The following is a 17,448-nucleotide window of genomic DNA, read 5'->3' on the forward strand; positions in this document are numbered from 1 at the left end:
GAAGCTCAAGACCTATCTCGGCCGCATTATCCGCGACATCGGCCGCAAACTCGGGGGCAACGCCGACTTGCTTGCCGGGATCGTGCTGGAGCGCATGCTGGCGCGGGCGCGACGCGTGCTGGAGCAGAAGCAGCACCGGCGTGGACCCAAGGTCTATTCGCTGCACGCGCCCGAGGTGGAGTGCATCGGCAAGGGCAAGGCCCACCGGCCTTACGAGTTCGGCGTCAAAGTCTCGGTTGCAACGTCGCTGGCGCACGCCAAAGGCGGTCAGTTCGTGACCCACGTGAAGGCGCCGCCCGGCAACCCCTATGACGGGCATACGCTCGCAACCGTGATCCCGGATATGGAAGCCCTCATCGGCAATACCCTCGAGCGCCTCCTCGCCGACAAGGGCTATCGCGGCCACAATGCCCCACCCGATTACAAGTTCAGGGTGTTCACGTCAGGGCAGAAGCGGCGGGTGACGCCACAGATCACGCGCGAGCTGCGAAGGCGGTCCGCCGTCGAACCGGTCATCGGGCATCTCAAATCCGAGCATCGAATGGGCCGCAATTATCTCTGGCATCGCGAGGGCGACGCCAGCAACGCCGTCCTCGCCGCCGTCGGCTACAACTTCCGCGGCCTGATCTGCTGGCTCAGGCTCTCGTTGTGGCAAATCCTGGCCATCCTCTTCGCCCGACCGGAATCAATCCAGCCTGAATTCAGGGTTCTTCACGGACGACGACTTATGCGTGGCGTAATTGTCCATGACGAGATGGACCTCGAGTTCGCGCGGCACAGCGGCCTCGATCTCGTCGTGGAACTGACGGAATTTGGCAGCACGGCGACCTCGTTAGCACTTCGCCGTTGGCTCGTGCTGTCGCAATGTCGAGAGCGGCGAACAGCGATGTGGTGCCATATCTTCTTTAGTCATCCTTCCTTCGGGCCGGCTGGCCGGGACGCATCGGCAGCATGGTGGCTGCGGTCCAGCGCCCGGATTGCGACTTCTCATCCACGCATAGAACGACACCGAGCTCCGGCGGCCGGACGTAAAGGCCCACAGCGCCGCGCACTTTGGCCACGAAGTTTGGATCGTGGAGAGCTTGAAGGTCTCCGTCCGGTGCGGCTGGAGCCCGAAGCCCGGCCAGATGCGTTGCACGGTCGACACCGACAGGCCGCTGGCCTTCGCCATGCCGCGGGAATTCCGATGGATGGCGTTCTCAGGGCAACTCTCCAAGGTCCTCACGATCGCGGCTTCGATGCGGGCATCCTCAACCGTACGCGGGGTCCGAAGCGTGGCTCGCCACGCGCCGCTCCACAAAACGCCGCCCCCTACCCTCGACCCCTCAAGGCCCAGCTTGGCCGCCACTTCCTTGTTCTGACCGCCTTCCGCGCAGGTCAGCATGATTCGCGCTCGCAGCGCCAGCACCAGAACCGTCTTCCGCCGCGTCGTCAGCGACTTGTTCGGCACGAACTTCATCGCTCAATGTCAGGGAGGCAAGTTGCCGGAGCGCCATCACATTCTCGTCCCTGCTACATCCTCCATCTTGGCACAGCGACGCAAATCTAATGCAAATCTACGATTGGGGACTTGTGGCTCGGGACACCGGCCGCGGCGCATTTTTGAACCAAAGGTGATGTTGCTCTCCCTGAATGCGCACTACAGCACACCAACCGTGGGTGCCTGTCTGTTGCTGCCCGATGCAAGATCAGCAGACGGTTGCGCAGCGGCGAGGCAGACGCGCTCCGCACAACTGGGACCAGCATCGGCAAGGCCTCGGTTCCCCAAGAGCCACGTGCCTACAGTGCCGGCAGTGACCACTCATATATGGTGGCCTCGGAAGGCAATCTGAGAACCGGAGAATTGATGTTTCTCGACTGGCTGGCCGACACGCTGGGTGTTCACTTATGCTGAAGGCTCGGTTCAGCCACCCAGAGGAGCGACAACACCGAAGGACTCGCCTAAGGTCGCAAGCCGGCGAGCCAGTTCCAAGAAGAAATAGCACTGCTGCGTAAGAGCTATAAGGCGAAATCACGAAAATCGACTGCGGCGATGCAGCGGCGCAGCGTTGATGTTTTCGACTTTAGGCTCCAAAAGGAACCCGCCCGATCAACTCGGGCGGGCTTTAGAGCGAGTCTCACTCGCCGTTCTTGCGCGGCCGCGACCAGAGCAGGGTGTACCCCTCGCCGCCTTCGTCATCGAACAGGTTCGCGTAGATCGGTACGTTGAAGGAGGGATCGTCGAGCTTGAGCGAGAGGTAGTCGCGGCCCTCCTCGGAGCGCTTCGACCAGGCTGCCCCGATCTCCGCCCGGCCCACGTAGATGCGGTGGCTGGGCGCATTGTCGCTGGAGCGGTTGGTTTCGGCGACGATGCGGACGCCCTTGGTCTGAAGGCTCAGGGTGACGATCTCGCCGTGAAACTCGTTACCGACTTTCTTGAACGAACCGATATTAGCCATGTTACTTCTCCTGTTTGTGTTTCGAGCCCGCGACCACCGCGGCCTCGATGGCGATCTGAAGCCGAAGACGATCGGCGACGCACCCGCTTGAAGGGCCGGAGCGCAGCGGAGGACGCCGTTGTGGCGACTTTCTTGTCTCGCGAGGAATGGGCGAAGCCCAGGGGAAGAAAGTCGCATCAATGGCGTTGCGGCTCAGACGATCGAGGCGCAGCCGGTCTTAGGCCAGATCAAGCCATCAAAGAGGCCACGTGCGTCGCGTGCTGAACCGCAATAAGGAGAAGACGTGGCATATCTCGGTTCCTCTGAACAAGAGCGGCGAACGATCCGGCGTAGAAAGAGAAACAATCTGCTGCAAAGGGCGGTGTCCTCTTCGAAGGAATGATCAAGGGGCACGCCGCACCGCTGCAGCTACGTGGGTTGGGCCGAAATGGACGCGGATTGGTCAAGGCACTCCGAGAAGGACTGGCTCCCTGCTCGCGTCCCGATGATCCCTCATTCAACGTACCGATCTAAGCGAACCTGTTCGATGATGAAGGCGCAAGGGTCATCCCTTGCGGAGAGTGGCGGTAAGAACTGGCTGGAACCGCTCCACCGCCCGACCTGACTCGAGTGGGCGGGTCTTCGCCAAAACTCTCAATCGCGTCCATGCCGCGCCGCCGATGCAAACCGCACGCAGGCAAGCGAAGGCCTCGCGCCAAGCTAGCGAAGGCACCCCGATCTGCGAGAGGGCGAACATCACATGATAGCCAGCGATAGCCGCAGGGACGGCGAATGCGGCTGCGATCGTGATGCGCAACGTCCGGATCCGACTGAGGGCGTGGCGACCTGACCAGCGGCAAGCGTCAGCGCGCCGGAAGCAATTCCGATGAGCAGTGCACCGAAAACGCCCGCGCCATCACGAAATGCCGACATCCAGACACTGAGTGCGACGAAAAAACGACAAGGCATAGACCGCCAGCGCAAAGATCAGCCAGCAGAACAAGCCGATGCCGAATGTGTTGAGGACAAGTCCAAGGGCAAGCATGGCGGTGGCTCCAGTGCATAGATGTACTGGTCGCGCCTCCCACCACCACCGCGGCGCGGCTTCGGACCTGATATCGAAACGAGGCGGAGTTGCGGCGTGCAACTCCACCCTGCCATCTTAGATGCGAGCAAGACGGCGCTCACGCGCCGCCGAACTTCCAGACGGGAATGCCGAGCCGCTTCGCCTTGTCGGCGAGATTGTCCTGGATTCCAGTGCCGGGGAAGTACATGACGCCGATCGGCAGGAGCCCGAGCATGGCGTCGTTGCGCTTGAACGGTGCCGCCTTGGCGTGCCTGGTCCAGTCGGGCTTGAAGGCGATTTGCGGTACCTTGCGATTGATCGCCCATTTGGAGGCGATGAGTTCGGCGCCTCTCGGGGAGCCGCCATGGAGCATGACCATGTCGGGATGCTTCCCGTGAACCTTGTCGAGGCGATCCCAGATGAGGTGGTGGTCGTTGAAGTCGAGCCCGCCGGTGAGTGCGATCTTGGGTCCTGGCGGCACCAGGACCTCGGTCTCGGCGCGGCGTTTCGCTGCGATGAAGTCGCGGGAGTCGATCATTGCCGCGGTTAGCGTGCGGTGGTTGACCAGTGACCCCGACCGCGGACGCCAGGACGAACCGGTGTGGACTTCAAAGCGTTCGATGGCCTGGTCGCGGAAGAGTTCCAGGCAGTTGCGGCGCTCGATCAGCGTGATGCCTTCAGCCGTGAGGCGCTCGAGTTCGACCGATCGTACTTCGGAGCCGTTCTGCTCGCGCTGGCTCTTGTGCTGCGCCTGCTCGTTGTCGTCGAGCTGGCGTTCGATGCGATCGACGGCACGATGGAACAAGTTGACGGTCGACCAGAGCAGATCGTCAAGGTCCGGCTCGAGCCGCGTGTCGTTCAGGGTCGCAACCAGGGCGTCGAAGATATCGGCCACGGCCCCGGAGATCATCTTGCCTTCGGGAAGCGGTCTCGGGTCAGGCTGGTCGTCGAAGGGACGGTAGCCGAAGAGCTGTAGTTCGGTGAGGACGTGGTCGGTCGGAGAAGAGGCGTGCGGCGGTTCGACGTCGTCATGGTCGGTCATGGAAGGAGGTCCTTTGCCGGGTTTGGCCGCGCCCTTCGCGGCCTTCGTGGCGATCACTCAGACGGCGGGCGGAACAGGCCAGAACCCGAAGGGCCGAAGCGGCAGCGGAGGATGGCGAAGGCCGGCTATTTTGCTTCGCGATGCAAAGCGCGCTGACTAGACATATGACGTGCGTTTCAATCGCCGGCGCGGCGGAAAATAGCCGGACGCAGCCATTGCCGGCCCGGGCCGCTTGCCGTCCGATCGCCCTCCAGAAGGCGCAAGGTCGCGTCCCCTTCCGGTATTGGCCTCGCCCATGACCGACCTGTCACGGTCGATCGAACCGTCGTGACCTATTCCGCGGGCACCGTCGACGAATGCAGGAAGCGGACGACATCCTCAGGTACGAGCTGAATCCGCAAGGCCGCTCGGAGACCGTCAAGACCGAAGACGTGCAGATCTTCGTTGAAATCGCCCAGCCGTGGTGACAACGCGATCGCTTCAATGCCGGCGTCTGCTGCGCGCTGGGTCAGAAGCGCGAGCACCGTATCACCGGCGGCATCGGCATCGCGAGCGATATAGAGCCGACGCAAGCCAGACGGCAGCAACATGGCCGCGAGGTGGTTGGCCGAAAGCGCAGCGGCCATCGGCATTGTCGGCAACACGTAGCGCAGCGACAGCATGGTCTCGATGCCCTCTCCGGCGGCGAGTATATCGTCCACCACGCCGAAACGAACGGCATTGCCGAGGAGGTCGCCCATCGCGCGCCGTGGCGTATCGATCGGAGCCTTGCCCAGCCGAACGCGATCAAAGCCGACCGGGTCGAGCCAAGTACGGTGTACCCCGGTGATCCTGCCATCAAAGTCAGTGACAGAAGCGATCATCGCCGGCCAAGTCTCGGTCGGCTGGTGCTCGTCCGGCCGATAGTAGCAGCGTGGGTGGAAACGCAGACTGCCGCCATCGTGGACGTCGGCTATTCCGCGCCCCTGCAAATAAGTCTCGACCACGGTCCCCTCGATCGGGCTGGATATTGCAAAGAGCCGACGGGCGGCCTCTTGCGATCCGGCCGGTGCTGCCGGACCGACGGGCTTTGAGGCGAGTTCCGGTTCAGCGCGAGGCAATTTCAGGAAGCGTCTTGCTTCCTCGGCGGTCTCGCGGAAGTCACGCAAGCCCAGGCTTTCGCGGATGACATCGAGGAGATCGCCATGCTCGCCGGTCGCAGCGTCCGTCCATTTGCCGGCAGCCCCCTTCGGCGATTCCTGGAGCCGCACGAACAGCGAGCGCCCCGGGGTGTTGTGGACGTCTCCGACGAGCCAGTATCGTCCCTGCCGCTTGCCGTTGGAGAGATAGTGTCGGCACACCGCCTCCGCCTCGCGCGCGAGGCGGTGTGCCAGCTCGGAAGCATCGCGGCGCATCAGGCGGCCTCCCGCTCACTGATGCGCGCGATGGGATACTGCTCGAGCACCTTCGACAGGATCTCGAAACCGGTCGCTTCCGTGGGCACGAATATGCGCAGCTTCCAGGAGATGATCACTCCGAAGAGGCCGTAGGCCCGCAAGCGGTCCGCGCATCGTGTCGTTGAACCCAGACAGTTCGATGCGGTATGCGCCCATCACCCGGGCACGGCGTAGCTGGAGCCCCTCCGCAAGCTCAAGGACGGTCCGCCCCTCCATCAGCGCGGCAAAGGCGGCGTCCGACGTCAGTGCCGGCGCGTCGGCCGCAAGGACGTTCGCGACCCAGGTTGCGGAGACCTTACGGCCGATGACGCGCTCGCCGACATCGGTCTGGAGCCGATACACCCGGGTCGACTCGTTCGGCCGCCGCTTCCAGATCGGAAGCAGCAGGCCGGCCACGACGTGGATCGTGCTTTCCGTGAACGCTGGGATCTCGGCAAGCTCCGCCAGCCAGGCTGCGGCAAAACGCTCACGATCCGCTTCGACCCAATGGCTTTGCGTCATCATTTTGAGGGAGACGCTGTGCTGCTCCATGGGGCGGATCAGGCGCCCGCGCCGCTCGATCTGGCCGTCATCAAGCATGAAACTCGGAGCCGGGAGCTGTAGGGCGGCACGGCCAGATCGCTCATTGATCAAGAGGACGGCACGATGGTCGGAACGACGAGCAAGAGCATCATCCAGGCTCACCGGATGAGTGCGCTGGCGCTGGGTAATCGTGAGAAGCCGGGTCTCGGCGCCAGTGCCCGGATGGGTATAGATCGTCCGTCGGTCTGTGACCACAAAACTCTCTGCGCGGAGCGTTTCCAGCCCGACGTCGTAGGTGCCGGATGCAGCTGCACCCTCGATCCGGACGGTCAACAGCTGCTCGAAGACGGTGAATAGGATGTTCTGAAGCTCGATCGTGAGCGCCAGCAACCTGTTCAGGAACGTCGTGATCGGCGGCAGGTCATCCCTGATCCCATTGGTGTCCGTGAGCTTCAGGCCGGTCGCATCCTCGAATCTCTCGAGCGAGCACCCCTGGACCTTGCCGCGCACCAGCAGCGTGTAGAGTTGGCGCAACGCGTCACGGCCGTACTGGCTTTCGAGATTGTCCTCGGGCCGGAACAGGCCCTGCCCTCCGGTCTGGCGTTGGCCGCGCGTGATGGCTCCCAACGTGTCGAGCCGGCGCGCAATGGTACTGAGGAAGCGCTTTTCCGCCTTCACATCGGTCGCGATCGGGCGAAACAGCGGCGGCTGCGCCTGGTTGGTCCGGTTGGTGCGGCCGAGCCCCTGGATCGCGGCGTCCGCCTTCCAGCCGGGCTCGAGCAAATAGTGGACCCGCAGGCGGCGATTCCGCGCCGACAGTTCTGCATGGTAGCTCCTGGCCGTGCCACCCGCGTCGGAGAACACGAGGATCCGCTTGACGTCGTCCATAAACGCCGCGGTCTCGGCGAGGTTGGCCGAGCCGGCCCGGTTTTCGACGACCAGCCGCTCGCCCTTGCGAACGATGCGGCGTGGGCGGCCGGTGACTTCGGCGACCACGTCGGTGCCGAAGCGCTGGATCACCTGATCCAGCGCACCCGGGACCGGCGGCAACGAGGCGAGCTTTTCGATGAGACGGTCCCGGCGAGCGACAGCTTCCCGGCTCTCAACCGGCTGACCGTCACGATAGACAGGCCGGGAGCAGAGGTTGCCGTCCTGGTCGGTGAAGAGCTCGTAAAGCTGGACCGGAAAGGAATGGGCGAGATAATCGAGGACATACTCGCGCGGGGTGATATCGACCTGGACGTCGCCGCACTTTTCGGTCGGAATCTCGGCGAGCCGGCGCTCCATCAACGCCTCGCCGGTCGAGACGATCTGGATGACGGCGGCATGGCCGGCCTCGAGATCGCGTTCGATCGAGCGGAGCAGCAACGGCGTCTTCATCGAGGTCAGGAGGTGACCAACGAAACGCTGCCTGGCGCTCTCGAAGGCCGATCGCGCGGCCGATTTGGCCTGGCCGTTCAACGTGCCGGTCTCGCCGGTGATGTTCGCGGCCCGCATGGCCGCATCGAGATTGTTATGGATGACGCTGAACGCGCCGGCATAGGCGTCGTAGATGCGAACCTGCTCCGGCGTGAGCTGGTGCTCGATGAGTTCGTACGCGACGCCCTCGTAAGATAGCGAGCGGGCCGCGTAGAGACCGAGCGCCTTAAGGTCGCGCGCCAGCACTTCCATGGCCGCAACGCCACCCTCCTCGATCGCCTCGACGAACTCGGCGCGGGTGGCGAACGGGAAGTCGGTGCCGCCGCACAATCCCAACCGCTGAGCATATGCGAGATTGTGGACCGTCGTGGCACCGGTTGCCGACACATAGACCACGCGGGCATTCGACAACGCATGCTGGAGCCTCAGGCCGGCACGCCCCTGCTGAGAGGCTGCCCCCGGACGATTGCATGCAATCGCCTCGAGGTCGCCGCGCTCGCCCTTCTGGCCTGCCGCGTTCTGCATCGCGTGGCTCTCGTCGAAGACGATCACTCCGTCGAAATCGGAGCCCAACCATTCGACGATCTGCCGAACGCGCGACAGCTTTTCACCGCGCTCGTCGGTTCGCAGCGTAGCGTAGGTGGTAAATAGGACGCCTTCCGAAAGCCGGATCGTTGTGCCCTGCCGGAACCGAGACAGCGGCGTCACGAGCAATCGCTCCATGCCGAGCGCGGACCAGTCGCGCTGTGCATCCTCGATCAGCTTGTCCGACTTGCTGATCCAGACTGCGCGGCGCCGGCCCTTGAGCCGGTTGTCGAGCAGGATGCCGGCGACCTCCCGCCCCTTACCCGCACCGGTGCCGTCACCCAAAAACCAGCCGCGGCGAAAGCGGACGGCATTTTCTGCGTCGTCGCGCGCGGCCGCGACAACGTCAAAGGTTGCATCGACCGTCCAGGAGCCCGCGAGGAATTCGGAATGCGCCTCGCCGGCGTAAATGACGCTCTCAAGCTGGGTGTCCGACAGGATACCATCCGCCACGAGATTGGCCGGCAGATGTGGTCGGTAAGACGGCTTCGGCGGCGCGATCGAGGCCATCGCGGCGGATTGCACGAGCTTGGTCGGGTGTGCATGCGCGCCCGGAATACGGATCGATTGCAATGCGTATTCCTCATAAAGCGCATCGGTAAGCCTGGCGCCTTCCGGCGGCAACCACTCGACCGTCTCGTACGAAAGTTCGACGCCTTCTTGCGCGGCGCCGCTGGAAGTAGAGGGAGGACATGGTGCAGAGGCGTCGAGGGACCGTGACGTCACGGGGCGTCTAGCGACCCTGATCACGACTGGGGCGGCAACAGCTAGCCTCGGAGGCAAATGTTGGGTCACCCAGTCGAGCAAGGTAGCGACATCGGCCGCCATGCCGAGCGAGGCAGGAAAGACATTCGGGTCCGCCGCGGGCTGCTTGTCGATCACAAGCAGCCTTGTATCGATCTGAGTTCCGGCCTTCGCGTAGACAGCGCCATCGATGGCGGCAGAGAACACAACTCGCGCGCGTCCCTGAAGGCAAACGAAGGCATCTCGCCACGCCGGATTGTCCGGCCCGAAGCTTGCACCCGTGATGGCGACCAGACGCCCACCGTCGCAAAGGCGCGCCAAGGCCGAAGCGATGTGCCGGAGCGCCGCGTCCGCCATTCGCCGATCGACATTCGCCAGCGCCGAGAACGGCGGATTCATCAAGACGACGCTAGGTACGAAATCGGTTTCGAGGTGATCATCGATCTGGGCGGCGTCGAACCGGGCGACCTCAAGGCCGGCGAACAGGTGATCCAGCAACTCCGCACGGGGTTCGGACAACTCGTTCAATACCAATGCGCCGCCGGCGAGCTCGGCAAAGATGGCGAGCAAGCCGGTCCCCGCAGACGGCTCCAAAACCCAGTCGGAAGGCGTGACGCAGGCCGCGGTACATGCAGCCAGCCTCAGTGGGATCGGCGTCGAGAATTGTTGAAGCGCCTGGCTGTCCTCGGAACGCCGCGTGTGCGTCGGCAGGAGACTGGCTACTCTCGCCAGCATCGGCAACATCGCCGCCGTCGAACCAGCTTTGGTCCCCATCGCCGGACCGAACTTGCGAAGAAATAGAACGGTGGCCGCCTCGCAGGTGTCATAGGCGGTCTTCCAATTCCAGCTACCTGCCGCATCCGAGGCGCCGAAGGCAGCCTCCAGGGCGCCACCCAGGACGGCGGCATCGATGCGCCGGCCGCGTTCGAGATCGGTCAAGAGCTGTCGCGCAGCCCTGACTGCAGCGGAGGTGATAGTGGCAGCGGCACGCATCGGGAGCGGCGCGGCGGCAGCGCCGCTTGCGAGAGAGTCGGTCATGGGATTTCTTTCGGAGAGCAGGAACGGGTCGAATCGCCCGGCGCTCTCCTCAAGACCACGGCGATTCAAACTCATCCCGGCCCCACTCTCCCTCTCAGCCTCGGTCATAAGAATGGGGACCGACGCTGTGCATCGGTCCCCGAGCAAGCGCAGGCCAGCCGGAGCCAGCCCTTATGCTGTCACTCAGCCGCGTCGAGCTGTTGCGGATGCTCGTCGCTGCCGTTCTCCGGATCCTCCTCGCCAGCGAGGAATTCTGGCAGCGGGCCCGCTTCACCTTCCGGCTCCGCCGAAGACGGGCTGGAATCGTCGAGGCGCAGCGGCTCCGGCAACCAGCCCGAGCCATCCAGGAGACGCTCGGCCTCCTTGGCCATGTCGGCCTTCTTCAGATGGTCGATCGTTGCGCCGACGCCTCGCCCTTGGCTTCCCGCACCGCCTCCAGAATGCGAGGCTTAGTGACGCGGCCATGTAGTTGTTGACGGTCGGTCTCCAGCCAGCCTGCACCATGTCAACTCCGGCAGCGCGCGCTAGCACGTTGGCCTGGTCGAGACGCGTGCGGACGCCGTGGGCTGAGACGCGACCCTGATTGTAACGATTGGCCGGCTCATAGACGGCGTTGACCGCAAAGGACGCGCAGTGGGCGAACAGCGACGCCTGTGCACCACCATCGAGAGCCGTCAGCGCATCCCAGAGATCGTTCTCGCTCTTCGGCAACCGTGCGTTCCAGCCTCATGCCGCACCTCGACAGCCTTAGCCGAGACGCTTTCCCTCAAGCCCGGAGCTTGAGCAGGAAGGTTGGCGTGCGCAGCCCAATCTCAAGGCAGCTCCCGGACGAAGCAAAACCGGTAAAAGGCCGTCAGCACGAAGTTGTGCAGCACCGCCTGGAACGCGATCGCAGGATTTTCGGCCAGCGCATCCCGCAATGCCAGCGTACGGTGCGCCGTCAGTTCAATGATGAGCCGATCTGGCAACGGCCTTGCCGGGTCTTCATCATCCTCCTCGGCTTCGGTCGATACGCCTGCGACCGAGATCGCTGTGCGCGTTGCGGAACCGCCAGTCTCCTGCCCTTCAGTCGACGACGTATCGGTGCCCGGCTCGACATCGAGACCGGCCGCAGGCGCCTCATCCTCAGGCCTAACATAGCCCCGATCGACGGAAAGCCGTCCTTCGGAATCGAGGCTGACGAAGACGCCGGCCCGGGCAATCTCGGCCGGATCGTAAGTTTTCGGCCGGTCTTCGAGCGCCAGCAGCGCCGCCTCGATGTCGCCGAGACGCTTGTCCACCTCTTCGGGAAGCTCATCCGCATCCTGATACTCGGTTTCGAGCTTCGCCTGCTCGGCGTTCAGAGCGTCGATGGTGGCCTGCTCCTCCAGGGAGAGATCGACAGGTTTGCCCTCTATTTCGCGCAGGCCATCCGCATGGCCGTAGGGGAAATCGACGGCGAGCGAAATCCACTTCCAGCCTTCGGCTGCGATCGTCTCGGCCTCGCCTTGAGCTTTTCCGTGACAAGACGGTCGAGCAAAGCAATGTCCTGAAGCCAGCCGCCATCATCGTGCTCGAACAGGTCACGCAAAACGCCGCCGCCCGCCTGCTCGTAAGCTTTGAGCCCAATGAACTGCACGCGGCGATCTGACGCCCGCACAGTATTTTCGGTCAGCATCCGCCGGATTTGATAGGGTTCATCGTAGCCCGAGCGGCTGACATTCTCCCAGGCCTGTTCCTGCCGCATCGGATCCGCGGTGACCGGAAAGGCCATGAGCTGCTCGAGCGTCATGCCGTCTTCGGCATAGACGTCGTGCAGCTTTGGCGACACGGACGCCAGCCGGAGGCGTTGCTTCACGACGGCCGACGTCACGAAGTGCCGAGCCGCGGTATCCTCCTCGGACATGCCGGCGCCACTCAAAATCTGGAAGGCCCGGAACTGATCAAGGGGATGAAGGTCTGCCCGCTCGTCGTTCTCCGCAAGCGAATCGTCTTCTGCGATGCCGCCCTCGCGCACGACACACGGAACGACCTGCGTCTTCGCCATGCGCTTCTGCTTGACGAGAAGTTCCAGTGCGCGATAACGCCGACCTCCCGCTGGCACCTCGAACATGCCGGTTTCGTTACCCTCCATCGAGTACAGCCCGGACATTCAGGCTCTGCAAGAGAGTGCGCGTCGCAATGCTTTCCGCGAGCTGCTCGATCGAAACGCTCGCTTTTACGCGCCGCACGTTCGACTGGCTGAGCACCAGCTTGTTGAACGGAATGTCGCGCGAGGGCGACAGCGTGATCTTTTGGACAGCCTTGGTCATGTGGATTCTCCACGACGGGCGGCCGGGAGCCTCTCTCTCGGCCTCCAACCCGTCGCGAAAACCGCATCTCCCCTCTCACTCTCGTTTCCGAAGTGACTGGCAAGATCTTTACGCTGCCTCCTGCTCCGCTCTCTCGGTCGTCATGTCGACAACAACTTCCGGCAAGAATCCAAGGAGATAGTCCGCAACCTTGCTGGCTTGTGAAGCAGCTCGCACAATCGCGCGATTGTCTTCTCGCAGCACTTCAAGCCAGGAGCCAATATAGTCGGCGTGCCGCACCGTCGGCACGATACCGAGCGAAGCGCAACTGAACGCAGACGAGATCTCCGCAACCAGTTCCTCAAACGCGTACTTCCTGGTCCCGTAGCCGCCTGACAAGTCGCGGTTGAGACGTGACGGATGGCCGCTGGCATGCGCCAGCTCATGCAGGGCCGTTCGATGCCAATTGATCGGCTCGAAATAGGCTTGCGGTGGCGGCACCTGCACATAATCTTCTGCCGGCACATAGAAGGCGCGATTGCCGCCGATCCGGAAGTCGATGCTAGTGGCCTTGATAAGCTTTTCGACCCGGGGCTCGATCAGGCCTGGCGGCGGAGGCGATGCCGTCGTTGTGATCTCGAAAGGCAAGCCCTCGCATTGATCACTGTTGAACACCGTGAAACGCTTGAGGAATGCAATGGCCTGCGCTTCCTCACCGTTCTCGCTCGCGCGCCGCTTTTCGACGGCCGGCACAAAACGATCGGCGTAGACGATGGTCGTGCCGCGCTCGCCCTTGCGGACGTGACCGCCGAGCAACAGCGCCTGGCGAAATGTAAGCCAGCTCTGACCTGTGAATGCGCGCTCGGTTGCGGCCGCCCAGAGGATTAAGATGTTAATGCCGCTATAGTGGCGACCGGTCGCGGCGCTTTTCGGCAAGGCCAATTGCGCCTTCGCCGCCGCGGAGTCCCATGGCTGCACCCATGGCACTCCGCCGGCTTCCAGCTCGGCGATGATCTTGTTGGTGATTTCGTCATAAAGGCTCGCCCGGTCCTCACCGGTGCACGCCCGAGGATAATGTCTGGACATCGCAGGTCTCCGCGGCGGGCGCTGCGAGCCTCTCTCGCAGCCTGTAACCCGTCACGGCAAATCCGCGCGACACTCTTACTCTCAGCCTCTCCGCGAGAGAGTGCGAAATCTACGAGGCGGCCCGCCTTCCGTCCATTTCATCATAGGGCTTGGCCTTGACCGCCCAGGGCCGCAGGCCCTGATCAGGCGTGCGCCAACGGCGCATCACCTCAGCGGAAAATGGCACCCGGAGAGCGTGAGCATAGCGACCCGAAGGGGCACGCGGGTCCGAGTGCAGCGACGAGACCGGTTAACAGCGGCACCCGGGAACGGCGCAGTGATAGCGATCGCCGAAGGCGAGCCCCCTTTTCCGAGTGCCCCCGGCGTAGCTCCGAAGCTCGTGGCGCGAGGGATCGAAACCGGGACGGCCGAGACGCAAAGCGGCTCGGTTCCACGAGAGCCCGATGCGACGAAAGCCGCACGCGCGCAAGCGGAAGAACTCCGCTTAGACTCGAACCGGCGATCTAGATTTCCTCGCGAGCATGCGTCTGCGCGTCGTAGATCCTGATCTGAAGCAACGGAAAACGCTTCTTTAGTTCTTCGCCAGCCGCCTTGGCGCCGTCTCTGGTTGTAAATTCGGCTTTGAACCGGCCGTCCACTTCAATCGCGTAACCAGAGGTCGGCAATTCACGGGTTGCTGCAACCATTTCATTCCCATTGTGCAGTGAGGTGATTGGGAATGATGGGTAGCGTGAGTCGCCCAAACCGCGCCAGAGCCACCTGCCCAACCTGTGATGATAGGCCAATACACGTTGTGGATCGGCATCTCTCCGGAACCGCATCAAGGATGGGCATTTGTGTCATCCGAGCAGGTGGCCGGCTTTCCACTTGCCCGAATGCATGCACGATAGAGCCACGGCTCGACGTAGCTGCCCTTCCAGAGTCCCTGGCCGGTACGCTCAGCCTCGCGCTGAGCTTTGTGATATCTTCTCTTCGAATATTGAGGCCAATCCAACGCAAGACCGCTCCGTACAAGCCATTCAGCGAGATCCCTGCCTGCGACCGAGCAGGTCGCAACAGCCATACGGGTCGAGGCTGACTGGAACACAATTGACGGGACGGCTGGCAATGAAGGCATCAAGGTCGTTCGCCGCCTGTGCACCGCAACGATATTGTAAGCTGTCTTCGCCGCGGCACAGCTGACTGCTCTCCGGTGCATCAATGCCCCAAAGCCGGATGCGCACCCCATGCATTTCGAGCGTGTCACCGTCGATCACGCTCGCCTGTCCAACAAAATCGTCGGCCAGCGCCACACCCGACAGAATGGTGAGAATCAAAGCGACAGAGGTTCGACGCATTCCAATGACCTTGTAGCTATATCAAATCTCGCGGATTGGATTTGGCCAGTTCTCGAGTGGTTTCTGCGTCGGCAGGTTCTCGCCTTAGATGGTAGGCTGGTCAACCGGCGAAGAGGAAAGTTGTGTCCCAATGCGCCGCTTGGGATGAGGCAAAGGCGCTGCAGCACCCTTTGCCAGACGAGGCGCGACAAGCTTACAGCCTATGCACAGGGCGGCGGAACACGTGGAAAAGCACCTGCCCCGACGATTTGGAATCCCTGCTCTGTGTTAGCAGCCGGAACGGATTGAGGGCCGCAAGGATTCGCCCCTCGCGCAGGAGCGATTTTGATGCTGATGACCAAGGAGAGGCGAACGGCGACCCGCACGGTACGCGGGCGGGCGGTAGCCGTGCTGGAGGAGGCAGGCGCGATCCGCGAGTGTGAGTACCACGGCTGGATGCAGGACCGCGCCGATCCACACGATCCAGTTCGGCGGCTACTGGGTCCAGATCTACTTGGCCAACGAGGCGGCGAAGGTCTTCACGCGCCGCGGCCATGACTGGACCCACCGCTTCAAGAAGGTCGCCCATCACGCGTGGCGGATCAGCGCGAGCTCAGCCGTCATCGACGGCGAGATCGTCGTCCCCTCCGCCGACGGCACCACGGATTTCTCGGTGCTGCAGAACGAGCTCAAGGGCAAGTCAAAGAGCATTGTGCTGGTGGTCTTTGATCTGCTCTACCTGAATGGCCGCGATCTCCGAAAGCTGCCGCTGATCCAGAGGAAAGCCGAGCTCAGGAAAATCGTCGATGGTACCGACGTCCAGTTCAACGAAAGCTTCGAGATCGAGGGACGCGAGATGTTCGCGCATGCCTGCAAACTCGGTCTGGAAGGCGTCGTCTCGAAGGTGCGAGATGCTCGCTATCCGAAGGGGCGTACAGGCGATTGGGTCAAGAAAACCTGCATCCAGCGCGAGACACTGACGATCGCTGACTCGACGAGGGAAAATGGGACGGCATCGATGTCGATCGCCGCAACGGCGACGATCTGGTCTATGCGGGCAAGGTCGACCACGGATTTGACAAGACGTCCGCCGCTGACCTCCAGAAGAAACTGATGCCGCTGATCCGGAAGACGCAACCGTACACGAAGCGGATCGCACATAAGGGCATCTGGGTCGAACCAAAGCTGCTCGCCGAGACCGAGTATCGCGCGAAGTCGGCCGAGGGAAAGGTCCGGCACCCGTTCTACCGGGGCCTGCGGGAGGACCTGTGATGGATGCATTCGATCGCCTGGCAGTGGGCCAACAAGTGGGCCAACAATCCCTTGGAAAGCCAACTGCACGATACCGGCCGAGCTACATCGGGCCGTCATGGAGCTCGCTCCTGAGAAGCGACGGGACCGCGCCGCCGTGAACCAAGCCGCAGTACGCGTACTAGGGTACTCACAGATCTGGGTCGATGTCCGGTCCGCCTCGACCCCGACCGCCTTTGTTCAACCGCATCAAATGCCGCGATGGGACAACAGAGGACGCGCTACAATAACGACGAGGTCGCCAACTGAGACGGTCTTACTTCATGTCGAAATTTGCCGGGGGGCGCCTCTTTAGGCGCCAATAGCCCAGTGAAACCCGGCTTTGCGCTTCTGAGGGGAACGCCTTGCGGCCGGCATTGGTCTCAGCCGATCCTTTTTGCGGCCCCCCGCAACACCCCTTCAGAGTGAGAGTGCGGACCGGCTTCGCTGCGACGGGTGGCCCGCCGCGGAAATCGGTGATGTCCAGAAAGACCAGACAAGCTCGGACTGGCCAGGACCGGGCGAGCCCATATGATGAAATCACCGACAATATCATCGCAGAACTTGAGGCCGGGCGCGCGCCTGGGTCCAACCTTGGAGGACGGCGGCTGCGAAGGCGCCGCTTGCCAACGCCGCGACCAAGGCGGAATTATTCCGGGATCAACGTGCTGATCCTTTGGAGCGCCGCGGTGAACACAGCTTTTCGGGCCAGAGCCGGTTCACCTCCGCCAGGCGCTCCCGCTCGGCGGCAATGTCCGCAACGGCGAGCGCGGCACGACCGCCGACCGATTCGCAACCGACGCGCCCGAGCTGGCGCGAGCGGCGGTCGTTTGCTGCGCAATCTTGCTATGCTCGGATCCTTCCCTCCTACTGATTCGCGCCTGCCATGAGCATTTTATCGAGCGACCCGACTACTCAGCTCGCATTCTCAACGTTCGAGAACAAAGGCGTCTATGCCTTGCTTCTCGGCTCTGGTCTCTCTCGTACGGCCGGGATTCCGACTGGCTGGAAGATCACTTTGGACTTGGTTCGTCGGGTTGCTCTCGCGCAAGGCGTAGAGAACCAGGCCGATTGGGCGACGTGGTATCGCAAAAAGTATTCTGCGGAACCCGACTATTTGTCAAGCGACGTCCGGATTTGACCCCGCAGCGACATGAGGAAGTGACCCCCTTGTTGTTTGCAGGACTGTAGCAAGCCGCTCGCGAAGCGCGCCCGTC

7 protein-coding genes and 5 pseudogenes are annotated in these 17,448 nt (G+C 62.8%); 4 read left to right on the forward strand and 8 right to left on the reverse strand.

Features of this window, described 5'->3' with window-relative positions:
• Nucleotides 1–640, forward strand: a pseudogene (locus IVB12_RS32845) (IS5/IS1182 family transposase); the annotation flags it as partial.
• Nucleotides 641–2,117: 1,477 nt separating this feature from the next.
• Here the strand turns inward: IVB12_RS32845 and IVB12_RS32850 are convergent.
• Nucleotides 2,118–2,438, reverse strand: a complete 321-nt coding sequence (locus IVB12_RS32850) for a DUF736 domain-containing protein (RefSeq protein ID WP_247305839.1) — start codon at nucleotides 2,436–2,438, stop codon at nucleotides 2,118–2,120.
• Nucleotides 2,439–3,303: 865 nt separating this feature from the next.
• Here IVB12_RS32850 and IVB12_RS38540 point away from each other — a divergent pair.
• Nucleotides 3,304–3,483 (forward strand): hypothetical protein, encoded by a 180-nt coding sequence (locus tag IVB12_RS38540; RefSeq protein WP_346658532.1) that lies wholly within the window; start codon nucleotides 3,304–3,306, stop codon nucleotides 3,481–3,483.
• Between the two features lie 118 nt (nucleotides 3,484–3,601).
• On the opposite strand, the gene IVB12_RS32860 is transcribed toward IVB12_RS38540, so the two are convergent.
• The 7 genes and pseudogenes from IVB12_RS32860 to IVB12_RS38545 form a co-directional block, all read right to left on the reverse strand.
• Nucleotides 3,602–4,525 carry a DUF2493 domain-containing protein gene (locus tag IVB12_RS32860; protein WP_247305842.1) on the reverse strand — a complete coding sequence of 308 codons (924 nt, stop codon included), beginning with the start codon at nucleotides 4,523–4,525 and terminating at the stop codon, nucleotides 3,602–3,604.
• Nucleotides 4,526–4,857: 332 nt separating this feature from the next.
• Entirely contained in the window at nucleotides 4,858–5,919 is a 1,062-nt protein-coding gene (locus IVB12_RS32865; protein WP_247305845.1) for a toprim domain-containing protein, read from the reverse strand.
• Nucleotides 5,919–10,269, reverse strand: a pseudogene (locus tag IVB12_RS32870) (bifunctional class I SAM-dependent methyltransferase/DEAD/DEAH box helicase). The gene IVB12_RS32865 and the pseudogene IVB12_RS32870 overlap by 1 nt, the downstream one beginning before the upstream one ends.
• A 179-nt stretch (nucleotides 10,270–10,448) precedes the next feature.
• Nucleotides 10,449–12,560 (reverse strand): annotated as a pseudogene (locus IVB12_RS32875) (ParB/RepB/Spo0J family partition protein).
• 108 nt (nucleotides 12,561–12,668) lie between these two features.
• Nucleotides 12,669–13,625: a zincin-like metallopeptidase domain-containing protein gene (locus tag IVB12_RS32880; protein WP_247305847.1), complete on the reverse strand. Its 957-nt coding sequence runs from the start codon at nucleotides 13,623–13,625 to the stop codon at nucleotides 12,669–12,671.
• 503 nt (nucleotides 13,626–14,128) lie between these two features.
• Nucleotides 14,129–14,311, reverse strand: coding sequence for a hypothetical protein (locus tag IVB12_RS32885; RefSeq protein WP_247279078.1), 183 nt, complete (start codon nucleotides 14,309–14,311; stop codon nucleotides 14,129–14,131).
• A gap of 333 nt (nucleotides 14,312–14,644) precedes the next feature.
• Nucleotides 14,645–14,962 (reverse strand): hypothetical protein, encoded by a 318-nt coding sequence (locus IVB12_RS38545; protein ID WP_346658533.1) that lies wholly within the window; start codon nucleotides 14,960–14,962, stop codon nucleotides 14,645–14,647.
• 451 nt (nucleotides 14,963–15,413) lie between these two features.
• Between IVB12_RS38545 and IVB12_RS32895 the strand changes: the two are divergent.
• Together IVB12_RS32895 and IVB12_RS32900 are read left to right on the forward strand one after the other, a co-directional pair.
• Nucleotides 15,414–16,213: pseudogene (locus IVB12_RS32895) on the forward strand (DNA ligase); the annotation flags it as partial.
• A 497-nt stretch (nucleotides 16,214–16,710) separates the two neighbouring features.
• Nucleotides 16,711–17,023, forward strand: a pseudogene (locus IVB12_RS32900) (ArdC-like ssDNA-binding domain-containing protein); the annotation flags it as partial.
• Nucleotides 17,024–17,448: the final 425 nt, after the last annotated feature.

Source organism: Bradyrhizobium sp. 179, from assembly GCF_023073535.1.
In the GTDB taxonomy this organism is placed as follows: Bacteria; Pseudomonadota; Alphaproteobacteria; order Rhizobiales; family Xanthobacteraceae; genus Bradyrhizobium.

Bases quoted from the DNA above. Each gene is read 5' to 3' on its own strand.
- IVB12_RS32850 (WP_247305839.1), bottom strand. From the start codon at position 2,438: ATGGCTAATATCGGTTCGTTCAAGAAAGTCGGTAACGAGTTTCACGGC.
- IVB12_RS38540 (WP_346658532.1), top strand. From the start codon at position 3,304: ATGAGCAGTGCACCGAAAACGCCCGCGCCATCACGAAATGCCGACATC.
- IVB12_RS32860 (WP_247305842.1), bottom strand. From the start codon at position 4,525: ATGACCGACCATGACGACGTCGAACCGCCGCACGCCTCTTCTCCGACC.
- IVB12_RS32865 (WP_247305845.1), bottom strand. From the start codon at position 5,919: ATGCGCCGCGATGCTTCCGAGCTGGCACACCGCCTCGCGCGCGAGGCG.
- IVB12_RS32880 (WP_247305847.1), bottom strand. From the start codon at position 13,625: ATGTCCAGACATTATCCTCGGGCGTGCACCGGTGAGGACCGGGCGAGC.
- IVB12_RS32885 (WP_247279078.1), bottom strand. From the start codon at position 14,311: ATGGTTGCAGCAACCCGTGAATTGCCGACCTCTGGTTACGCGATTGAA.
- IVB12_RS38545 (WP_346658533.1), bottom strand. From the start codon at position 14,962: ATGCGTCGAACCTCTGTCGCTTTGATTCTCACCATTCTGTCGGGTGTG.